17 protein-coding genes are annotated in these 17033 nt (G+C 47.5%); 8 read left to right on the top strand and 9 right to left on the bottom strand.

Going from position 1 to position 17033, the window contains the following annotated elements:
* Positions 1–434 precede the first annotated feature (434 nt).
* Together PV783_RS07560 and tgt are read right to left on the bottom strand one after the other, a co-directional pair.
* The gene (locus tag PV783_RS07560) at positions 435–1514 is read right to left on the bottom strand and encodes an LptF/LptG family permease (protein WP_079469337.1); all 1080 of its coding nucleotides are present in this window, start codon (positions 1512–1514) and stop codon (positions 435–437) included.
* 39 nt (positions 1515–1553) lie between these two features.
* Positions 1554–2684, bottom strand: a complete 1131-nt coding sequence (gene tgt / locus PV783_RS07555; protein ID WP_111576699.1) for a tRNA guanosine(34) transglycosylase Tgt — start codon at positions 2682–2684, stop codon at positions 1554–1556.
* A gap of 152 nt (positions 2685–2836) precedes the next feature.
* Here tgt and PV783_RS07550 point away from each other — a divergent pair, with 152 nt between their 5' ends.
* Both PV783_RS07550 and rsmG read left to right on the top strand, forming a co-directional pair.
* Positions 2837–3973: a glycosyltransferase gene (locus PV783_RS07550; protein WP_420987563.1), complete on the top strand. Its 1137-nt coding sequence runs from the start codon at positions 2837–2839 to the stop codon at positions 3971–3973.
* Positions 3974–4027: 54 nt separating this feature from the next.
* Positions 4028–4657, top strand: a complete 630-nt coding sequence (rsmG, locus tag PV783_RS07545; protein ID WP_420987562.1) for a 16S rRNA (guanine(527)-N(7))-methyltransferase RsmG — start codon at positions 4028–4030, stop codon at positions 4655–4657.
* On the opposite strand, the gene PV783_RS07540 is transcribed toward rsmG, so the two are convergent.
* On the bottom strand, positions 4647–5531 hold the full coding sequence (locus tag PV783_RS07540) for a cation diffusion facilitator family transporter (protein ID WP_420987561.1): 885 nt from the start codon (positions 5529–5531) through the stop codon (positions 4647–4649). The genes rsmG and PV783_RS07540 overlap by 11 nt on opposite strands.
* Positions 5532–5620: 89 nt before the next feature.
* On the opposite strand from PV783_RS07540, the gene PV783_RS07535 reads away from it, so the two are divergent.
* The 5 genes from PV783_RS07535 (at position 5621) to PV783_RS07515 (ending at position 8655) form a co-directional block, all read left to right on the top strand.
* Entirely contained in the window at positions 5621–6208 is a 588-nt protein-coding gene (locus PV783_RS07535) for an RNA polymerase sigma factor (RefSeq protein WP_227024399.1), read from the top strand.
* A gap of 15 nt (positions 6209–6223) precedes the next feature.
* The gene (locus PV783_RS07530) at positions 6224–6625 is read left to right on the top strand and encodes a hypothetical protein (protein WP_143313546.1); all 402 of its coding nucleotides are present in this window, start codon (positions 6224–6226) and stop codon (positions 6623–6625) included.
* Between the two features lie 14 nt (positions 6626–6639).
* Positions 6640–6849, top strand: coding sequence for a hypothetical protein (locus PV783_RS07525; protein ID WP_079469342.1), 210 nt, complete (start codon positions 6640–6642; stop codon positions 6847–6849).
* Between the two features lie 195 nt (positions 6850–7044).
* Positions 7045–7611, top strand: coding sequence for a DinB family protein (locus PV783_RS07520; protein WP_111576702.1), 567 nt, complete (start codon positions 7045–7047; stop codon positions 7609–7611).
* Between the two features lie 36 nt (positions 7612–7647).
* A complete protein-coding gene (locus PV783_RS07515; protein ID WP_420987559.1) occupies positions 7648–8655 on the top strand; it encodes a patatin-like phospholipase family protein in 1008 nt (335 codons plus the stop codon).
* 63 nt (positions 8656–8718) lie between these two features.
* On the opposite strand, the gene PV783_RS07510 is transcribed toward PV783_RS07515, so the two are convergent.
* From PV783_RS07510 to PV783_RS07485, 6 genes are all read right to left on the bottom strand, one after another.
* Positions 8719–10608 carry a M1 family metallopeptidase gene (locus PV783_RS07510; protein ID WP_420987558.1) on the bottom strand — a complete coding sequence of 630 codons (1890 nt, stop codon included), beginning with the start codon at positions 10606–10608 and terminating at the stop codon, positions 8719–8721.
* 91 nt (positions 10609–10699) lie between these two features.
* The gene (locus PV783_RS07505) at positions 10700–11770 is read right to left on the bottom strand and encodes a winged helix DNA-binding domain-containing protein (RefSeq protein WP_420987557.1); all 1071 of its coding nucleotides are present in this window, start codon (positions 11768–11770) and stop codon (positions 10700–10702) included.
* A gap of 79 nt (positions 11771–11849) precedes the next feature.
* Complete coding sequence (rsmI, locus tag PV783_RS07500) at positions 11850–12518, bottom strand: 16S rRNA (cytidine(1402)-2'-O)-methyltransferase (protein ID WP_079469346.1); 669 nt, start codon at positions 12516–12518, stop codon at positions 11850–11852.
* A gap of 102 nt (positions 12519–12620) precedes the next feature.
* The gene (purS, locus tag PV783_RS07495) at positions 12621–12866 is read right to left on the bottom strand and encodes a phosphoribosylformylglycinamidine synthase subunit PurS (RefSeq protein ID WP_079469347.1); all 246 of its coding nucleotides are present in this window, start codon (positions 12864–12866) and stop codon (positions 12621–12623) included.
* Between the two features lie 46 nt (positions 12867–12912).
* Positions 12913–13680, bottom strand: a complete 768-nt coding sequence (locus tag PV783_RS07490) for a CDP-alcohol phosphatidyltransferase family protein (RefSeq protein ID WP_079469348.1) — start codon at positions 13678–13680, stop codon at positions 12913–12915.
* Between the two features lie 122 nt (positions 13681–13802).
* Positions 13803–15095 carry an aminopeptidase P N-terminal domain-containing protein gene (locus PV783_RS07485; protein WP_111576706.1) on the bottom strand — a complete coding sequence of 431 codons (1293 nt, stop codon included), beginning with the start codon at positions 15093–15095 and terminating at the stop codon, positions 13803–13805.
* A 324-nt stretch (positions 15096–15419) separates the two neighbouring features.
* On the opposite strand from PV783_RS07485, the gene pckA reads away from it, so the two are divergent.
* A complete protein-coding gene (gene pckA / locus PV783_RS07480) occupies positions 15420–17021 on the top strand; it encodes a phosphoenolpyruvate carboxykinase (ATP) (protein ID WP_420987555.1) in 1602 nt (533 codons plus the stop codon).
* Positions 17022–17033: the final 12 nt, after the last annotated feature.

Below are 17033 nucleotides of genomic sequence, written 5' to 3'. Positions count from 1 at the left end.
CGCTTAGTATATGCTTATTACATGCTTAATACATGGAGATAACCCGGAGGGGACGTGGACTTGATCCCAGGATCTTTTACCACAGGGCTTTACAGACGAAAAAAAACGGGGCGTTCCACGCAATACTGCCCTATAAGTGAAACGGTTTATTAATATATTGGTGAAAGTGAATGAACCGCAGCAATAAATCATTACCGTTAAAAGCTGCCCATCTTTTTAAATTATTTGAGGAATAGCGATGGTAGCAGCCTTTAAATTTCACTGAATTTTCCGGAAATCATATCAAAACGAAAATAAACCAATTTTCCAGGGAAAATATCAATGCAGGAATTAAAATCTGACGGGTACACTAATCTCTCAAAATCCTTCTGTAATCACAAAAAGTTAATCAGTAAAATCAACCTAATCCTGAGAAAGACAACCTCCGCGCCAGATCATTTAGGCGCCTGGCGATACAGGTAAAATGCCAGTCCGCCGAACAGGATATTGGGAATCCACACGGCCAGCAAGGGATTCAGGTCGGCCTTTACGGAAAACACAGTGGCGAATTGCAGGAATATAATGTAGCTGGCGCTGATTACGATACCCACAGCCAGGTGCAATCCACTTCCTCCCCTTACCTTCTTGGCGGCAATAATACCACCAATCAGGGTAAGGATCACTACGGCGAAAGCGGCTGAAGTTCTCCTGTAATATTCTACCCAATAGGTATTAAGCCCTTCCGCCCCACGGATGCTTTCCCGTTGGATGTATCGCCTGAGATCGGGTGTGGTCATGGCTTCCTGGATATTCTTTTCGTCTACCAGGTCTTTAGGGACCAGGGGTATTTTGAGCAGGGTGTCCTGTTTGCTGGTCCAGGTTTCCTTTAAGCCGTTCATGGTGCGCATGGATACGTAGTCCAGTTTCCACTTTTTGGTGGTGGAGTCCCAGCTGATACGGTCGGCTTTTAGTTTGAAGGTCATGGATTGTTTATTCACAACAGACAACACAAAGTTGCTTCCGCTTTTATAGTTGGGATCGTAGGTACCAAAGGTTACGTAAGTGAAGCTATCGATACGGGTAGTACGGTCGTATTGTGATTTCTCGTCGTCGTGGCTATGGAGGTATTTATTTTCAAAGCTGGTACGGATGCGGTTTGCGTTGGGAACCACCCAGTAGTTGGCGAGCCAGAGTACCCCGCCAAACAGGAAAGCGCCCATCCAGTAAGGACGCAGAAAGCGGCGAAAGCTCACGCCGGCAGCCAGTATAGCGATGATCTCCGAGCGGTAGGCCATCTTGGAAGTAAAAAATATAACCGACAGGAATATAAACAGCGGGAACAGTAACGCCAGGATATGCGGGATAAAGCCGAAGTAATAATCCACTACGATTTCATGCAGCGACAAGTGATGCTTCATGAAGTCATCCACTTTTTCCGTAGTGTCGATCACTACAGAAATCAATAGGAATATCATCAGGGAATAAATGAAAGTACCTATGAGCTTGCGTAAAATGTACCAGTCAATTTTAGTCATGACCCCAAAGATATTAGTTTATTTTATAGTCCGAACTTTTTACAGGCGTGTTTTCAGCTGATTGATCATCCCGGTTTTCCAGGTGGCGAAAGTGCCAGCCAATATTTGTTTACGGGCTTCCTTCACCAGTTCCAGGTAAAAGGCCAGGTTGTGGATACTGGCTAATGTCATGCCTAAAATTTCCCCGGCTACAAACAGGTGTCGCAGGTAAGCCTTCGAATAGGTGCTGGTAGCAAAGCAGGGGCTGTTGGCATCAACAGGACTGAAGTCGGTTGCCCATTTTTTGTTCCGGATGTTAATAACGCCGTTCCAGGTGAATAACATGCCGTTACGACCGTTGCGGGTAGGCATTACACAGTCGAACATATCGATACCGAGACCGATGTTCTCCAGGATATTCCACGGGGTACCCACGCCCATCAGGTAACGGGGTTTATCAGTGGGCAGTGATTCACATACCAGTCCGCACATTTCGTACATTTCATTTTCCGGTTCTCCAACGCTGAGGCCACCGATGGCATTACCGGCGCAGTTGCGGGAGGCAATGTATTCAGCGGAAGCTTTGCGGAGATCCTTATAGGTGCTGCCCTGTACAATCGGGAACAGGGTTTGTTCGTGACCGTAGGCAGGCTGGGTATCGTTGAGGCGCGTGATGCAGCGGTCGAGCCAGCGGTGGGTGAGTTCCATCGACTTGCGTGCATAGCGGTATTCCGACGGATAGGGCGGACATTCATCAAAGGCCATAATAATATCGGCCCCGATGGTGCGCTGGATATCCATTACATTTTCGGGCGTGAAAAGGTGGCGGGAGCCATCGATGTGCGACTGGAAAACCACGCCTTCTTCTTTGATCTTGCGGTTGGCTGCCAGGGAAAACACCTGGTATCCGCCGCTATCGGTGAGGATGGGTCGGTCCCACCCGTTAAATTTATGCAGGCCACCGGCGAGCGACAATACTTCCAGTCCGGGTCTTAAATAGAGGTGATAGGTATTGCCAAGAATGATCTGCGCCTGTACATCTGCACGCAGCTGTTCCTGTGTAACCGCTTTTACGCTGCCAACAGTGCCTACCGGCATAAAAATGGGCGTTTCTATTTCCCCGTGAGCCGTGGTGATTTTCCCGGCCCTGGCATTGCTGCCGCTATCTGTAGTTATCAGTTCAAAATTCACTCGTCGATATTTCAGGCCGCAAAGATATTGAAATGAAGTGAAGATCAGAGCGGAAGGGGAAGCTGGTGGATTTTGCCATTGGAGGGGATCCCTCCAATGTTCATAATTAATTCTTTTACAGATAATAAAAATATTATATTTTTGCGGGCATTATGCTAGACCATCTGGGTGAAATTGCCTTATACTCTTTTGCTGCCATCGCCGGGATACAGATCATTTATTTTCTTTTTGTGTTTTCCCGCGTGGCTTTTTACAGACGTAAATTTGACCTGGACCATGCACCGGACGGGCCTTTTTCGGTAATCATCTGTGCCAAGGATGAAGAGCTGAACCTGCAGAAGAATCTGCCGGGCGTGTTGCAGCAACGTTATCACCAGCACATGAAACCGGAGTACGAGGTAATTGTGGTAAATGATAACTCTGAAGATGACACCAAATACTACCTGCGCTCTATTGAACCAGGTTATCCACATTACCGGCATATAGAGATCAAGCAGGCGGCCAAGTTCATTCCCGGCAAAAAATACCCGCTTTCCATAGGTTTGAAAGGCGCCCAGTTTGAAAAGGTATTGCTCACAGATGCCGATTGCAAACCAGGCAGCACCTACTGGCTTTCCCTGATGAGCCAGGGTTTTACAGATAAAAAAGAAATAGTGCTGGGATATGGCGCTTATCATAAAAAACCGGGGTTCCTGAATAAGATCATCCGGTACGAAACCTTTTTCAGCGCGCTGCAGCATCTTTCCTTTGCCATGAGCGGCATGCCCTATATGGGTGTAGGCCGCAACCTGGCCTATAAGAGAGAGCTGTTCTTTAAACACAAGGGTTTTACAAGCCACCAGCATCTTGCCTCCGGCGACGACGATTTGTTTGTGAACACAGCTGCCAACCGCAAAAATGTGGGGGTGGTAATCGACAAACAGGCTTTCACCTACTCCGAGCCAAAGATGAGCTGGAGAAGCTGGTTCCAGCAAAAAACCCGGCATATGTCTACCGGCAAGCATTACCGTTTCGGTCATAAGTTTGTGCTGGGGTTATTTTCGCTGACGCATTTCCTTTTTTACCCCGCCTTTATTTTCGCTTTATTTTTCCCGCCTCCCATCCTGTGGTATGTGCTGGGAATTTTTGGCGGTAAAGTGCTGATACAGTCCATTATTACTTATGCGGCCATGCGCAGGCTGGATGAAAGCGACCTGTTTAAGTTCAGCTGGCTGATGGACATCTTCATGGTATTATATTATATCATTTTTACACCGGCCTTGCTTTTCAAGGCAAAAAATAAATGGTAATAAGCAGCAGGCAAATAGCTTTCTGCTTATTTGCTTTTGCTTTACTTTTGCCGCATGGAAGTTATTTTAAAGTATTTCAGCGACTTTACACCGGAACAGCTGTCGCAGTTTGAGGCACTGCAGGGATTATACCAGGAATGGAACGAAAAGATCAATGTGATATCCCGTAAAGATATAGATGCCTTATATGAAAAACATGTATTACATTCTCTCAGTATAGCCGCTATAGCGGATTTCCAGCCAGGCACCCAAATCCTGGACCTGGGCACCGGCGGCGGATTTCCGGGTATTCCCCTGGCTATCTTTTTCCCGGAAGTACAATTTCACCTGGTAGATTCTATTGGTAAAAAGATCAAGGTAGTGGAAGGCGTAGCGGAAGCGCTGCAGCTAAAAAACGTTACCGCGGCACATAGCCGGGTGGAAGACATTAAGAACAGGAAGTTTGATATCGTGGTTTCCCGCGCGGTGGCTCCTTTGGGCGACCTTTGGCGCTGGAGCAAGCATGTATTAAAGAAGTCCACCGTACCGGGCAAGCAGTTTGAGAAGGGGCTGATTTGCCTGAAGGGCGGGGATCTGGCCCAGGAAATTTCCGACAGCGGCTTAAAGCCACGCCTGCTAAAGGTGTATGATATTTTCCCGGAAGAAAGTTTTAAGGAGAAATTTGTGGTATTGGCTAAGAGCTAAACCCGGTTTCCAGTGTAGTGTGGCGGATGCCCAGGTGTTCCAGTTCATGGCGCAGTTCTTTCTTCAAAGCTTCTGTGCCGGCAGCATCCAGCTGCGGATCTATGGTTACCTGGGCCGTTAAAGCGTTTTCGGTAGTGCTGAGCGCCCACACATGAATATGATAAATATCCTTTACCCCTTTCACGGCCAGGGCCTTTTTCCTTATTTCCTGTAAGTCGATATCCTTTGGTACGCCATCCATCGACAGGCGCAGGCTGTCGCGCAGCAGCCCCCAGGTACCCAGCACAATTACCACCATTACTATTATACTCAACAGGGGATCCAGCCAGTACCATTTTGTGTAAATGATCATGATCCCCGCAACTACGGTTGCCATTGATACCAGGGCATCGGCGGCCAGGTGGAGGTAGGCTCCTTTTATATTCAGATCCCTTTCTTTGTCTTTGAAAAACAGCCAGGCGGTAAAAGCGTTAATAAAGATACCGATGCCCGCTACAACGGCAATGGGCGTTCCGGGTACTTCATAGGGCTGGCTGAAGCGGCGGATGGCCTCATACCCGATTACGCCTACCACAATGAGCAGCAGCATGGCGTTAAACAGGGAGATAAGAATTGTACTTTTGCGGTAGCCATAGGTATAACCGGGATTGGACGTTATTTTAACCAGGCGGAACCCAAGTAGTGAGAGGGCCAGGCTGGCCACATCGCTGAGATTATGCCCGGCATCGGCCATGAGGGCCAGGGAATGGGTAAGGAAACCCGCTATAAACTCCGCCGCCACAAAGGCCAGGTTGAGGGAAATACCCCATATAAAAGCCCTGTTAACCTGGGCGTTATTGAGTGCAGGAGTATGGGCGTGGGCGTGATCATGCATAAACAACAGATTTCCTGGTACGTAATTTAAGAAGATTTTTTTTCGTCCTTATAAAATATCCGGTTCGCTGCTTCGTCATCCTTATTAAGATGAAACAGCTGGTCCTTACAAATAGCATTATGGCCATAGAGCAAAACGAACGCATACAGGCAACCGTGAAGCAGGAACGCAAGCGATTGCTGCATTTTATCCGGCAACGGGTAAATAATGCGTCCGATGCAGAGGATATTTTACAGGATGTTTTCTATCAGTTTACCGAATACCTGCGCCTGGGAAGCCAGGTGGATTCTATCACCGGATGGCTTTTTGCCGTAACCCGGAACAAGATTACCGATTGGTTCCGTAAGAAGAAAGAAACTCCTTTTTCCGATTTCACGCGCGAGATAGAAGGCGAAGAAGTGTTATTTCTCCCCGAACTACTTTCCGACAAAAACATGGAGGCAGACACCCCGATGGCGAAAAAGATTATGTCGGAAGCCATTATGGAGGCCATTGATGAGTTACCGGCCGAACAGCGGCAGGTATTTCTGCAGCACGAACTGGAGGGGAAATCCTTTAAGGAAATGAGTGAAGAAACCGGCATCGGGGTAAATACCCTTTTATCACGCAAACGTTATGCAGTACTGTTCCTGCGGGAACGCCTGGCAGAACTGTACAACGAATTACTTAACGACTGATTTAATTATTAAGATATGAGAAACAATTTTGGCAGAAGAAGGGGGCCACAGGTCCTCAAGTTTATAATCATGGGAGTACTGTTCATTACAGTAGTAGGATTTGCGACCATGTTATTATGGAACTGCCTGATCCCTGAACTGTTCCACGGACCGGTGATCAATTTCTGGCAGGCACTGGGCCTGATGTTACTGGGTAAGTTACTTTTTGGATGGCATAACCATCACGATAAATTTGGCCGCGGCCGGGAATGGAAAGCCCGCCTGAAAGACAGGATGGCGAATATGACGCCGGAAGAACAGGATAAAATGAGAGAACATCTGCGCAACCGCTGCAGAACAGGCTTTGGTGCGTGGAAACGCGACGACTGGCACCGTGATCCTGAACAACCTAAAAACGAAGAAAAAGAATCACACTAAAAAACATTTGTGCGATGATAGGAATATTCAAAACCAATATAGGCAGCCTGGAAGAGCGCCAGCAGATGATCCAGGCCATTGCTTCCAGCTTCCCCGTTGGGTCATGCCATGTAGACCTGGACGACTGCGATAAAGTATTACGCATTGCCGACTTACAGGTGGAAGAGAATATTATTATAGAATTCGTTCAAAAACAAGGTTTTGAATGCGCTGTGCTGGAATAATCTGAGATTTTTCAGCAGCGGATCAATATTCCCGGGCCATCTGGCGATTTTATTATACATAAATATATTTTATATGTAATAAGCTATTGGCCGGCTCGCAAATCTGGCGTAACTTCAAAGAGAATGCAGCGGCCCGGGTATATTGTTTACAAAGCCAGGTATAGTGTATTTGAAATCCTCTAAATTTTGTTTCCTATGTACCTGAACCAGCACGAGATCAAATCTCTATTAAATACCAGTTTCGACAACTTCGTGGATTTTGTGAATACGTTGCCGGATATACGATTTACCGCTTCCCCTTACGGTAAGTGGTCGGCCGGCCAGCAGCTGGATCATCTCACCAAATCCATCAGACCTGTAAGCAGTGCCCTGGGATTTCCCAAAGTAACACTGCTCTATTTCGGCACCAGCGCCATACCATCACGGTCGTACAACCAATTGGTGGCCGACTATGAGCGGATCCTGGATGCCGGCGCAAAAGCTACCAGGGCCTATCAGCCCGGGGTGATCTATCCTGCGCAGCGACCGGCGCTGCTACAAGGTTTTCTTCTCCAGAAAAATAAATTAATCAACAAACTGGCCGGCTGGTCGGAAAGTGAACTGGACAGGTACCGCCTGCCACATCCCCTGCTCGGAAAGATTACCATCCGGGAGATGCTTTATTACATTGCACATCACAATGAACACCACCTGAGCAAATTAAAAGATCAGGAATTACAGGGCCATACCTGGCAGAACCAATTACAGCAGCTGATATTTTGATTTTTTAGTTAAATTGTTGCTACCTAAAAAATCCTCATGGCTACAACTGCGTTAGTCATCAGCGGCGGCGGCTCCAGGGCAGCTTTTGCTGTTGGCGCTTTGAAGTATCTTTATTCCCAACAACCAGCTATTGAATTCGACTTTTTCTGCGGCACCGGCATCAGCTCATTAATTGCTCCCCTCGCGGCTTTGGGGGAAATAACATTGCTGGAAAAATTGTTCACCAGCAACACCACCGCCGACCTGGTGAGCACCAATACCATGCTGCAACGCTTCCCCCAAAACAACTCTCTTTACAACGCTACCGCCCTTGCCCATAAAATTACCAACATCTTTACCGATGCCCGCTTCAGCGCACTGCAAAAGCTGAATAAAGAAGTATTTGTTGCGGCACGTTGCCTGCAAACAAACCGCCTCACTTATTTTTCCCCGTCAGGCGCCGATATGGTGAAGAAAGATTATGATGTAATATCCCTTCTTGATAATTACACCTTCCGTGAAGCCATGCAGGCATCCTGCAGCATGCCGGTGTTTATGCCCCCGGTGGAAGTGGCTTCCCTCCCCGATCATGTGCAGCAGTTCACCAATGCCGGCGGCGCTCACTATCACCCCGTTAAACTGGCCATAGAAAAAGGCGCCACTGAAATTTATGTCATCCTGCTCACACCTGAAACTCCCGGCGAAGATGATATCCTGTTCCAAAACCTGATCGATATCCTCGAAAAACAGGTGGATAATACCACCAATGAAATAGCCGCCACCGACGTGGAAATCACACAGCTCATCAACCAGTCGCTCACCTACCTGGATGCGGTAAAAGATAACCTGAAGAAAAAGGGAATCACTGCTGCGGATATAGATCGGTGTTTTGATCTTCCCGCTATTAATCCCTTCCAGGGAAAAAGGGCGGTAAAGCTGCACATCATCCGTCCGAAAACAGCGCTGAATGTAGCTATGGGAGGACTGGAATTTATACCGCAGATAATGAAAGAAATGATGGAAGAAGGAGAACAGCGGGCAGCTGCGGTGTTGCAATCGCTGTAAAAAAATACCGGGATGCTGCTTTTGCAAACAACATCCCGGTACGGATTTTATTTCTGGTGTATATTAAGACACTGCTTTGTTATTACTTCTGTCCACATCTGCCATACGCTGACTGGGATCTATTTCCAGCTCTTTAATATCTGCAAGCGGAGTATCCAGTTCTACTTCATAAACAGGATTAGTCCAGTACCAAACGGGGTCGACTATACGTTTTACATTTGGATACTCATTAGGCTTTTCGCCGTACATGATGGACAACGGAATATAGTGCAGCACTTTATTACCGCTCTTATCCGTTACCATAAAGTCGATAGGCATCGGCATGTATCCTACCCTGCGTAAACGCACTACTGTTTTATTACCTTTTGCAAAAACGCTGTCGATACCATAGTCGATATGCTTTACTGCATTGATAAAATATTGCTTGTACCAATCCAGTTCAATACCGCTTTCTTTTTCCATTACCCGTACAAAATCATTCACGTTCGGATGTTTGAAGCGCCATTCATTATAGTAGCGTAACAGGCCGTTATCGCGGTTTTGCGCGCCAATTACATACCCCAGCTGTTCCAGGAATACAGCGCCTTTGGAGTAGGCAGTAAGACTGTAACCGTAGTTGGTGTTAAAATGATCGGCATGTGTGGTGGCGGGTTCTTCAAAAGGACTTTTTGCCAACGCAAAATAGCCTGCATAGGAATCTTCCAGTGCATCGCGTCCTTTCAGTGAATCGATGGTATTAAAGATCACATTGTTTTCCGCAAAGGTAGTAAAGCCTTCATCCATCCAGGGGTACAGGCTTTCGTTGGTGGCCAGCATTCCCTGGTACCAGCTGTGCATCCATTCGTGCATGGCTACACCATACAAACCATCCATTTTACCGTTGCCCATAATGAGGGTACCCATTGGATATTCCATACCGCCATCGCCGCCTTGTATGAAAGAGTATTGCTCATACGGATAGGCGCCGTAATGCGCTTTGATGTAGGCATAGGCAGCAGGCACCATCTTCGCCAGCTGAGGCCAGGTATTGTGCGTGTATTCGTTGTCGATATAAAAGAAGTGAGCCGTAAAGCCATCCACTTTCTGCGTGATGTGTTTGTAATCCGGATCGGCGGCCCACATGAAATCATGTACATTAGGCGCAATGAAATGCCAGGTGAGCGTGTTGCCGGTGGGTGGCGTTACTTTGGCGCCTGGTTTCTCGTATCCGTGACCAATCTGATCAGGGTTTTGCAGGTAGCCTGTACCACCGATCACATATTTTTTATCGATGGTGATTTTTACATCATAGTCGCCCCATACGCCGTAAAATTCGCGGGCGATGTAAGGAGTGGCGTGCCATCCTTCGTAATCGTATTCGCACATTTTAGGGTACCACTGCGCCATAGAGAAGTCCACTCCTTCGGCATTATTGCGGCCACTGCGACGGATCTGTACCGGCACCTGTGAGGCAAACTCCATATCAAAAACAGCTTTGGAGTGTGGCAGGATAGGCTTATCCAGCGGCACTTCCAGGATGGTTTCCACTACTTTGAAGTCCTGTGGTTTTCCATCGCGTTTCAGGGAGATGATTTTCTGGTAGCCTATTTCATCGGGTTTCAGTTGGGAGATGCGGTCGCGTACGCGGTTGTCCCAGTCGCGGCGTTCGTTCCCTTTCTTATCTCTTCCTATTACAATTTTTCCCAGTTCACGGCTGCGTACATCCATCATGCTGCCGGGCTGAAAGGCGTTCCAGTAGAGGTGATAAAAAACTCTCTTTAATGTATCGGGGGAGTTGTTGTAATATTCAAGGTGTTGTTGTCCTTTGAACTGATTGGCCGGTGCATCCACCTTCACATCCATCGTATACTTTACTCTCTGTTGCCAGCGGTCAGATTGAGCGCTTAGTTGTAACCAGCTGCCCGCCAGCAAAGCGATGGCAATACAGCTGCCTGTTGTAACCCGGTACTTCATTCCGTTTCATTTGGTTTAAAACAGCTAAAATAAGGATCATTTGGCGATTTTGTCCCTGATATTTGATGAGTGCAATGTGGCCGGAAGTTAATCAGGAGAAACTGTGGAGGGTGAGTCCGAGAAAACCGGCGTACCGTTGTGCGGCAGGCTCAAACGCTTTCAGGCCGGCCTTTTTGAGTGGTTTAAACGGATCGGTAACGATGGTTACACTGTCTTTTTTAAAGGTGCGTTTCCAGGTACCTATGATTTGCCCGTTTTGCACCATGATGGGGTTGAAGATACCGTTGATGGTCATTACCTTTTTGGCAAACTGCATGTCTATCAGTGTGCTGCGGTCTTTATACCCGATGAAATATTCATCGAAAGCTGGTAACAGCAGGGAGGTATCGGGTGTGGCTTGTTTTTTCCCGGGAGCCATCCAGTAGGCCGTACCGTTTACGTCCAGTGGTTTTAAGTCGGATTGCGCGCCTTCCAGTCCGGCCCGGGCATCCGTGAGTGGGAGGCCGGCCCATTGGGCAAAATCGGGTAAGGTAGCCGGGCCGTGACTGATAAAGTAGCGTTTAGCCAGGGTAACCAGCGACGCCTGTTTATTGAGTGTGGCCGTGCCGGGCAGCCATTCATCGAGGAGTGTGTAGGTAAATTGTTTTCCGCTGAGAGGTCCGTTACAGATAATTCCATCTGCCGCCGCGTGATAGATGATGTGGTTCATGCGGTGGTCGTCTGTATTGATACCCTTTTCCTGTAACAGGGTGGTGAGTTCTTTGCGGGTGAGGTGGTTTCCTCCCTGTAATGCTTTGGTGATATATTGATTGGTTTTCTGCAGGAGGGCATTGTCCATTTCCAGTTTGCGCATCATGCTGCCCATGCGGGCTTTTATGGTGGGAGCGATGAGTTGCAGTATCCAGCGTACATCGGCAGGAGCTATGAGGTGCAGGGTACCGCGGAAGGCAGTGGTGCGGATAATGGATTTGTTGCTGATGGCTTTTTCTATGTCCGCATCTGTACAGCCGGGGAGTCGTGCGCCGATGCCCCATTTGCTGTTGGCGTGTTCCTGTGCCTGCATGGCGCCAAAGAAGGCCACGATGTCCTGCGGTTTTTTGAAAGCTGTTTTCAGCAACTGCTGATGTTGCAGTCGCAGTGCGGCGATATCAGTAACGGGCATGGCTAAATGATTTGTTATACAAAACAACAGCACAGGTGCGACAATGGTATGTCAGCAACTAACCGGAAGATAAAAATAATTATTCAACGCCCTGCACCACTACTACAATTTCTCCTTTTACGCCTTTTTCAGCAAAGTAATCGTGTACTTCCTGTAATGTGCCGCGTTTATTTTCTTCGAACATTTTGGTGAGTTCGCGGCATACGCAGCATTGACGGTCTGGTCCGAAATACTGGATCAGGTCGGAAAGGGTTCTGAGCAGTCTCATGGGCGACTCATAAAAAACGATGGTCCGTTCTTCGGTGGCCAGTTTTGTAAAGAGGGTGTGGCGGCCTTTCTTAAGGGGGAAGAATCCTTCAAAGGCGAAGCGGGTCATGGGGATACCGCTGTTAACCAGCGCGGGTACAAAAGCGGTGGCGCCGGGGAGGCATTCTACCGGTACGCCGGCGCGGGCGCATTCCCTGACCAGTAAAAAGCCGGGATCAGAAACTCCGGGGGTACCGGCATCGGTGAGCATAGCCATTGTTTTACCGCCCTGCAGCTGTTGCAGGAGGTGCTGCACTATTTTATGCTCATTGTGCTGATGGTAGGGTGTAACGGGTTTATTGATCTGGTAATGCCGCAGTAATACGCTGGAGGTACGGGTATCTTCCGCGAGGATAAGATCTGCTTCTTCGAGTACTTTTACGGCCCGGTAGGTAATATCGGCGAGGTTGCCAATGGGAGATGGAACGAGATATAATTTCATAATTTAATTACGAATTACGAATTACGAATGTGTGGGGAGATGCAGTCCGGAGACTTTACCAGTCATCTCCCCACAGCTCCGTTATCCGCAATTCGCAATTAATTATTGTATTTGTACTTCAAAAGATTCCATTACCTGGTTTGCCAGCAGCTTCTGGCAGGCAGTTTCAGCGATCTGCCTTGCTTCTTCCTGGCTGGCGGCTTCAATTTGCAGAGTAATGTGTTTACCAATACGTACATCTTGTACCTGGCCCAGGCCGAGGTTCTTGAGACCACTCATTACCGCTTTACCTTGCGGATCTAATAATTCTTTCAGTGGCATCACATTGATATGTGCAGTAAAAGTCATTGTGCTAGAAATTTTGCCGCAAACCTACATCAAAAAATCCAGAATGTTAAACCGCTTCTATTTTCGGCGGCGCCACTACCGATAATATTACGTAACAAATAAATATAAAAGGAACGGTAGCGAACTTCAGGAGCGGTATGCTTACCAGGGTGAGCAGGATCAGTAAGAAGCGGGGCCAGTTGTCGGCCAGGCTTTTACTTTTGAACTTCAGGCTGATCATTGGTATTTCGGCCACCATCAGGTAGCAGAGCAGGGCAATGGTGATATATAATACCCAGATATTCTGGAACCAGTGGGCCAGGTTGAAGGGATTAAATAAAAGGATGAGGGGGAAAGAGGCTACCAGCAGGGCTACTGCGGGAGTGGGCACCCCAATGAAGTTTTCAGACTGGCGGGTATCTATATTGAACTTGGCGAGGCGGTAAGCGGCGAAGCAGGGCACCAGTAAGGCCGGGGCCAGATTTATAATGGATACATCAAAAACATCGGGTTGCTGAAAATAAGCGCTGCGCAGGAGGCGGTACAGCATCATGCCGGGTACCACGCCAAAGGTAACTACATCAGCCAGTGAATCGAGTTCCTTACCCATAGGGCCCGATACTTTGAGGAGACGGGCTATCATACCATCAAAAAAATCGAAAATCCCCGCAATCACCACCAGTGCGGATGCCCAGTATACAGGCTCCGGGCTGATAATCGTATAGTCGGCGCCGTTAATTTCCGCGCGGTATTCAGGCGCATGCAGTATGCAGATAATGGCCAGTGCACCGCAGAAGAGGTTACATAGGGTAAGAATATTCGGTATTTGTTTCATTAACTGTGATTATGATGATTTTGTGATTATCCTGATGAGCGAAGATAGAATATTGACAATTATATTATATCATCTATCTTTTAATCTTTGCTAACCAGGATAATCATAAAAAATCATCATTATTATTTGGCCATCAGGGCTTCAATTTCATCTGCCGTGATAGGAATATTCTTCATCAGGTCCACATTACCATCGGCGGTGAGCCAGATATTGTTTTCGATGCGGATACCCAGTTGTTCTTCTTCAATATAAATACCTGGTTCGATGGTCATTACAGCGCCCACCGGGATAGGCTGATGGAAAGAAGGACCGAGGTCGTGCACATCTACACCGAGGTGGTGGGAAATACCGTGATACAGGTATTTGCGGTAGGCCGGTGTTTCCGGATCCTGGTTTTTCACCTGTTCTTCTGTGAGCAGCCCGATTTTTATAAATTGTTTAGTGGCTTCCTCTCCTACCATTTCGTGGTATTTGGCAATGGTGATACCCGGGCGGAGAATAGATTTGGCGTAGTTATGCAGGTGCAGGCAGGCATCATATACCTGGCGCTGGCGCGGCGAAAACTTACCATTTACCGGTACTGAACGCGTAAGATCAGCGTTGTATCCGCCGTATTCTGCACCAAAGTCCATCAGGATCACTTCTCCGTCTTTACATTCCTGGTTATTGGAAATATAATGCAGCGTGCGTGCGCGGTCGCCGGAAGCGATGATAGAGCTATAAGCTTCACCGGCAGAGCGGTTGCGGAGGAATTCGTGTAAAATTTCCGCATGAATTTCATGTTCCCATACGCCGGGTTTAATGAATTTCAGTAAGCGGCGGAAAGTTTTTTCCGTGATATCCATTGCTTCCTGCATTACCTTGATTTCTTCCGGCGTTTTTACTGCGCGCAGTTCTTTAAAGATAACGGCTGCACGCAGATAGTTATGCAGCGGGTAGCGTACTTTCAGTTCCTGTACATAGCGGTAATCTTTTACCGGTACGAGGTTTGCCTTGCGGTTATTTTCGTTGGAATTCAGGTAGATGTTGGCGGCTTCGTTGATCCACTGTTGTAAAAGCGCATCGAGGCTATCGAGCCAAACTACAGTGCTCATACCAGACACGGCGTATGCCTCGTCTTTCCGCAACCTGTGGCCATCCCACTTTTCCTTTAACTCGTTTGGTCGCACCAGTACCAGTACTTCGCGGTACTTCGGATCCGGGTTATCGGGATACAACACTACCATCGTATCCTCCTGATCAATGCCTGTAAGCCAATACAGATCTGAGTTCTGTTTGAACTTGTACAAGGCGTCGCCATTGGTGGGCAGTTCGTCATTGGAGTTAATAATAGCTATAGACTGTGGCTGCATTTTAGCCACAAAACGCTGGCGGTTCTTCACGAACAGCTGCGGATCCAAGGGCAGATTCTTCATATCGCTTAATTTCAAATGAGGCTTCAAACCTATGTAAAATTCGGGAGGTAGAAATGTGAAAAAGGTCAGAACCGGCAAATCGGTCAATATCTGCATCATTAAATGACAAAATCGTACTAATATTTCCTTACAATTATTTAATAGTATATTCTCTCAAATATGGTTAGATAATCCTGCAATGAAAAGTGGACATTTTGAAGATATCGCAACAACCACCCCTAAACCGGTATTTAATTTCTAAATTTCAATGGTATAACACCTATAAAATTTGACAATATCAAAAAATCGCTAGTTTTGCTTTTACACCAAAACAATCTTGCTTTTATGCAAATGAGTAGCGTAAGGAATCCAGTTGCTGACTTACGGGGACTTGGCATAGAGAACGTAACGAACGTCTATTACCAACTTTCACCCGAAAAACTGGCGGAGCAAACGGTCGCCCGTAAACAAGGGGTATATGCCGATACAGGGGCATTAGCTGTAAACACCGGCGAATTTACCGGCCGCTCACCCAAAGATAAATTTATTGTAAAAGACAACATCACAACGGACACTGTTAACTGGAACGATTTTAACCTCCCCATTTCTGAAGAAAATTTTGATCGTTTATACAGCAGAATCACCCGTTATTTCAGCGGGAAAGACGTGTGGGTACGTGATTGCTATGCGTGTGCCGACCAGGACTACCGGGTCAACATCAAAGTAATTACAGAACTGCCGTGGTCAAGTCTGTTTGCCTACAACATGTTTTTACGTCCTTCGGAAGATGAACTGGATTACATGCATCCCGATTGGACCGTTATCCAGGCCCCCGGCTGCCTGGCAGATCCTGCCACTGACGGCACGCGGCAGCAGAATTTCTCCGTAGTGAATTTCACCAAAAAAATTATCCTCATAGGTGGCAGCGCCTATACCGGTGAAATCAAGAAAGGCATTTTCACGATCCTGAATTACGAATTGCCGCACAACAAAAATGTGTTAAGCATGCATTGCTCCGCCAACGTAGGCGATGACGGCGATACTGCTATCTTCTTTGGTTTGAGCGGCACCGGCAAAACCACGTTGAGCGCTGATCCTTCGCGGAAACTCATCGGTGATGATGAACACGGATGGAATGCTACCGGCGTCTTTAATTTTGAAGGCGGTTGTTATGCAAAATGTATTGATCTTTCTGAAGAAAAAGAACCGCAGATATTTCATGCTGTGCGTGAAGGCGCGCTGCTGGAAAATATCAACTTTTTCCCGGGTACCAATACCGTGAACTATGCAGATTGCCGGATCACGGAAAACACCCGCGTGTCTTATCCGCTGCCTTATATTGATAACGCATTGGAACCTTCTGTGGGAGGTATTCCAAAAAATATATTCTTTCTTACCTGCGATGCCTATGGCGTGTTACCACCGGTTTCCAGGTTATCGCCCGGGCAGGCCATGTACCAGTTCATTTCCGGCTACACGGCTAAAGTGGCGGGTACCGAAGCGGGCGTCACAGAGCCGAAGTCCACGTTCAGCGCGTGTTTCGGCGCACCATTTATGCCTTTGCATCCGGCGCAATATGCACAGATGCTGGGTGAAAGAATGCGCAAATACAATGTTAATGTATGGCTGATCAACACCGGCTGGACCGGCGGTGCTTATGGCACCGGCAGCCGCATGAAGTTGTCATATACCCGTGCTATGATCACGGCAGCGTTGAATGGCAGTCTTGACAAGGAAACTTTCCACGCACATCCTGTATTCGGTTTTTCAATCCCTGATAATTGCGCCGGCGTTCCGTCCAATATCCTGGACCCACGCAATACCTGGGAAGATAAAGCCGCTTATGACAGGCAGGTAAAGGATCTGGCCGGACAGTTCATCCGCAATTTTGAAAAATATGCAGGGGCATCAGCACCGGAAATACTGGCTGCTGCTCCAAAAATCTAATTCCTAAAGTAC

Origin of the sequence: Chitinophaga sp. CC14 (assembly GCF_048957795.1) — a bacterium.
In the GTDB taxonomy this organism is placed as follows: Bacteria; Bacteroidota; Bacteroidia; order Chitinophagales; family Chitinophagaceae; genus Chitinophaga; species Chitinophaga ginsengisegetis.
Note: the sequence above shows the minus strand (reverse complement) of the source record. Positions and strands in the feature narration are given on the sequence as shown.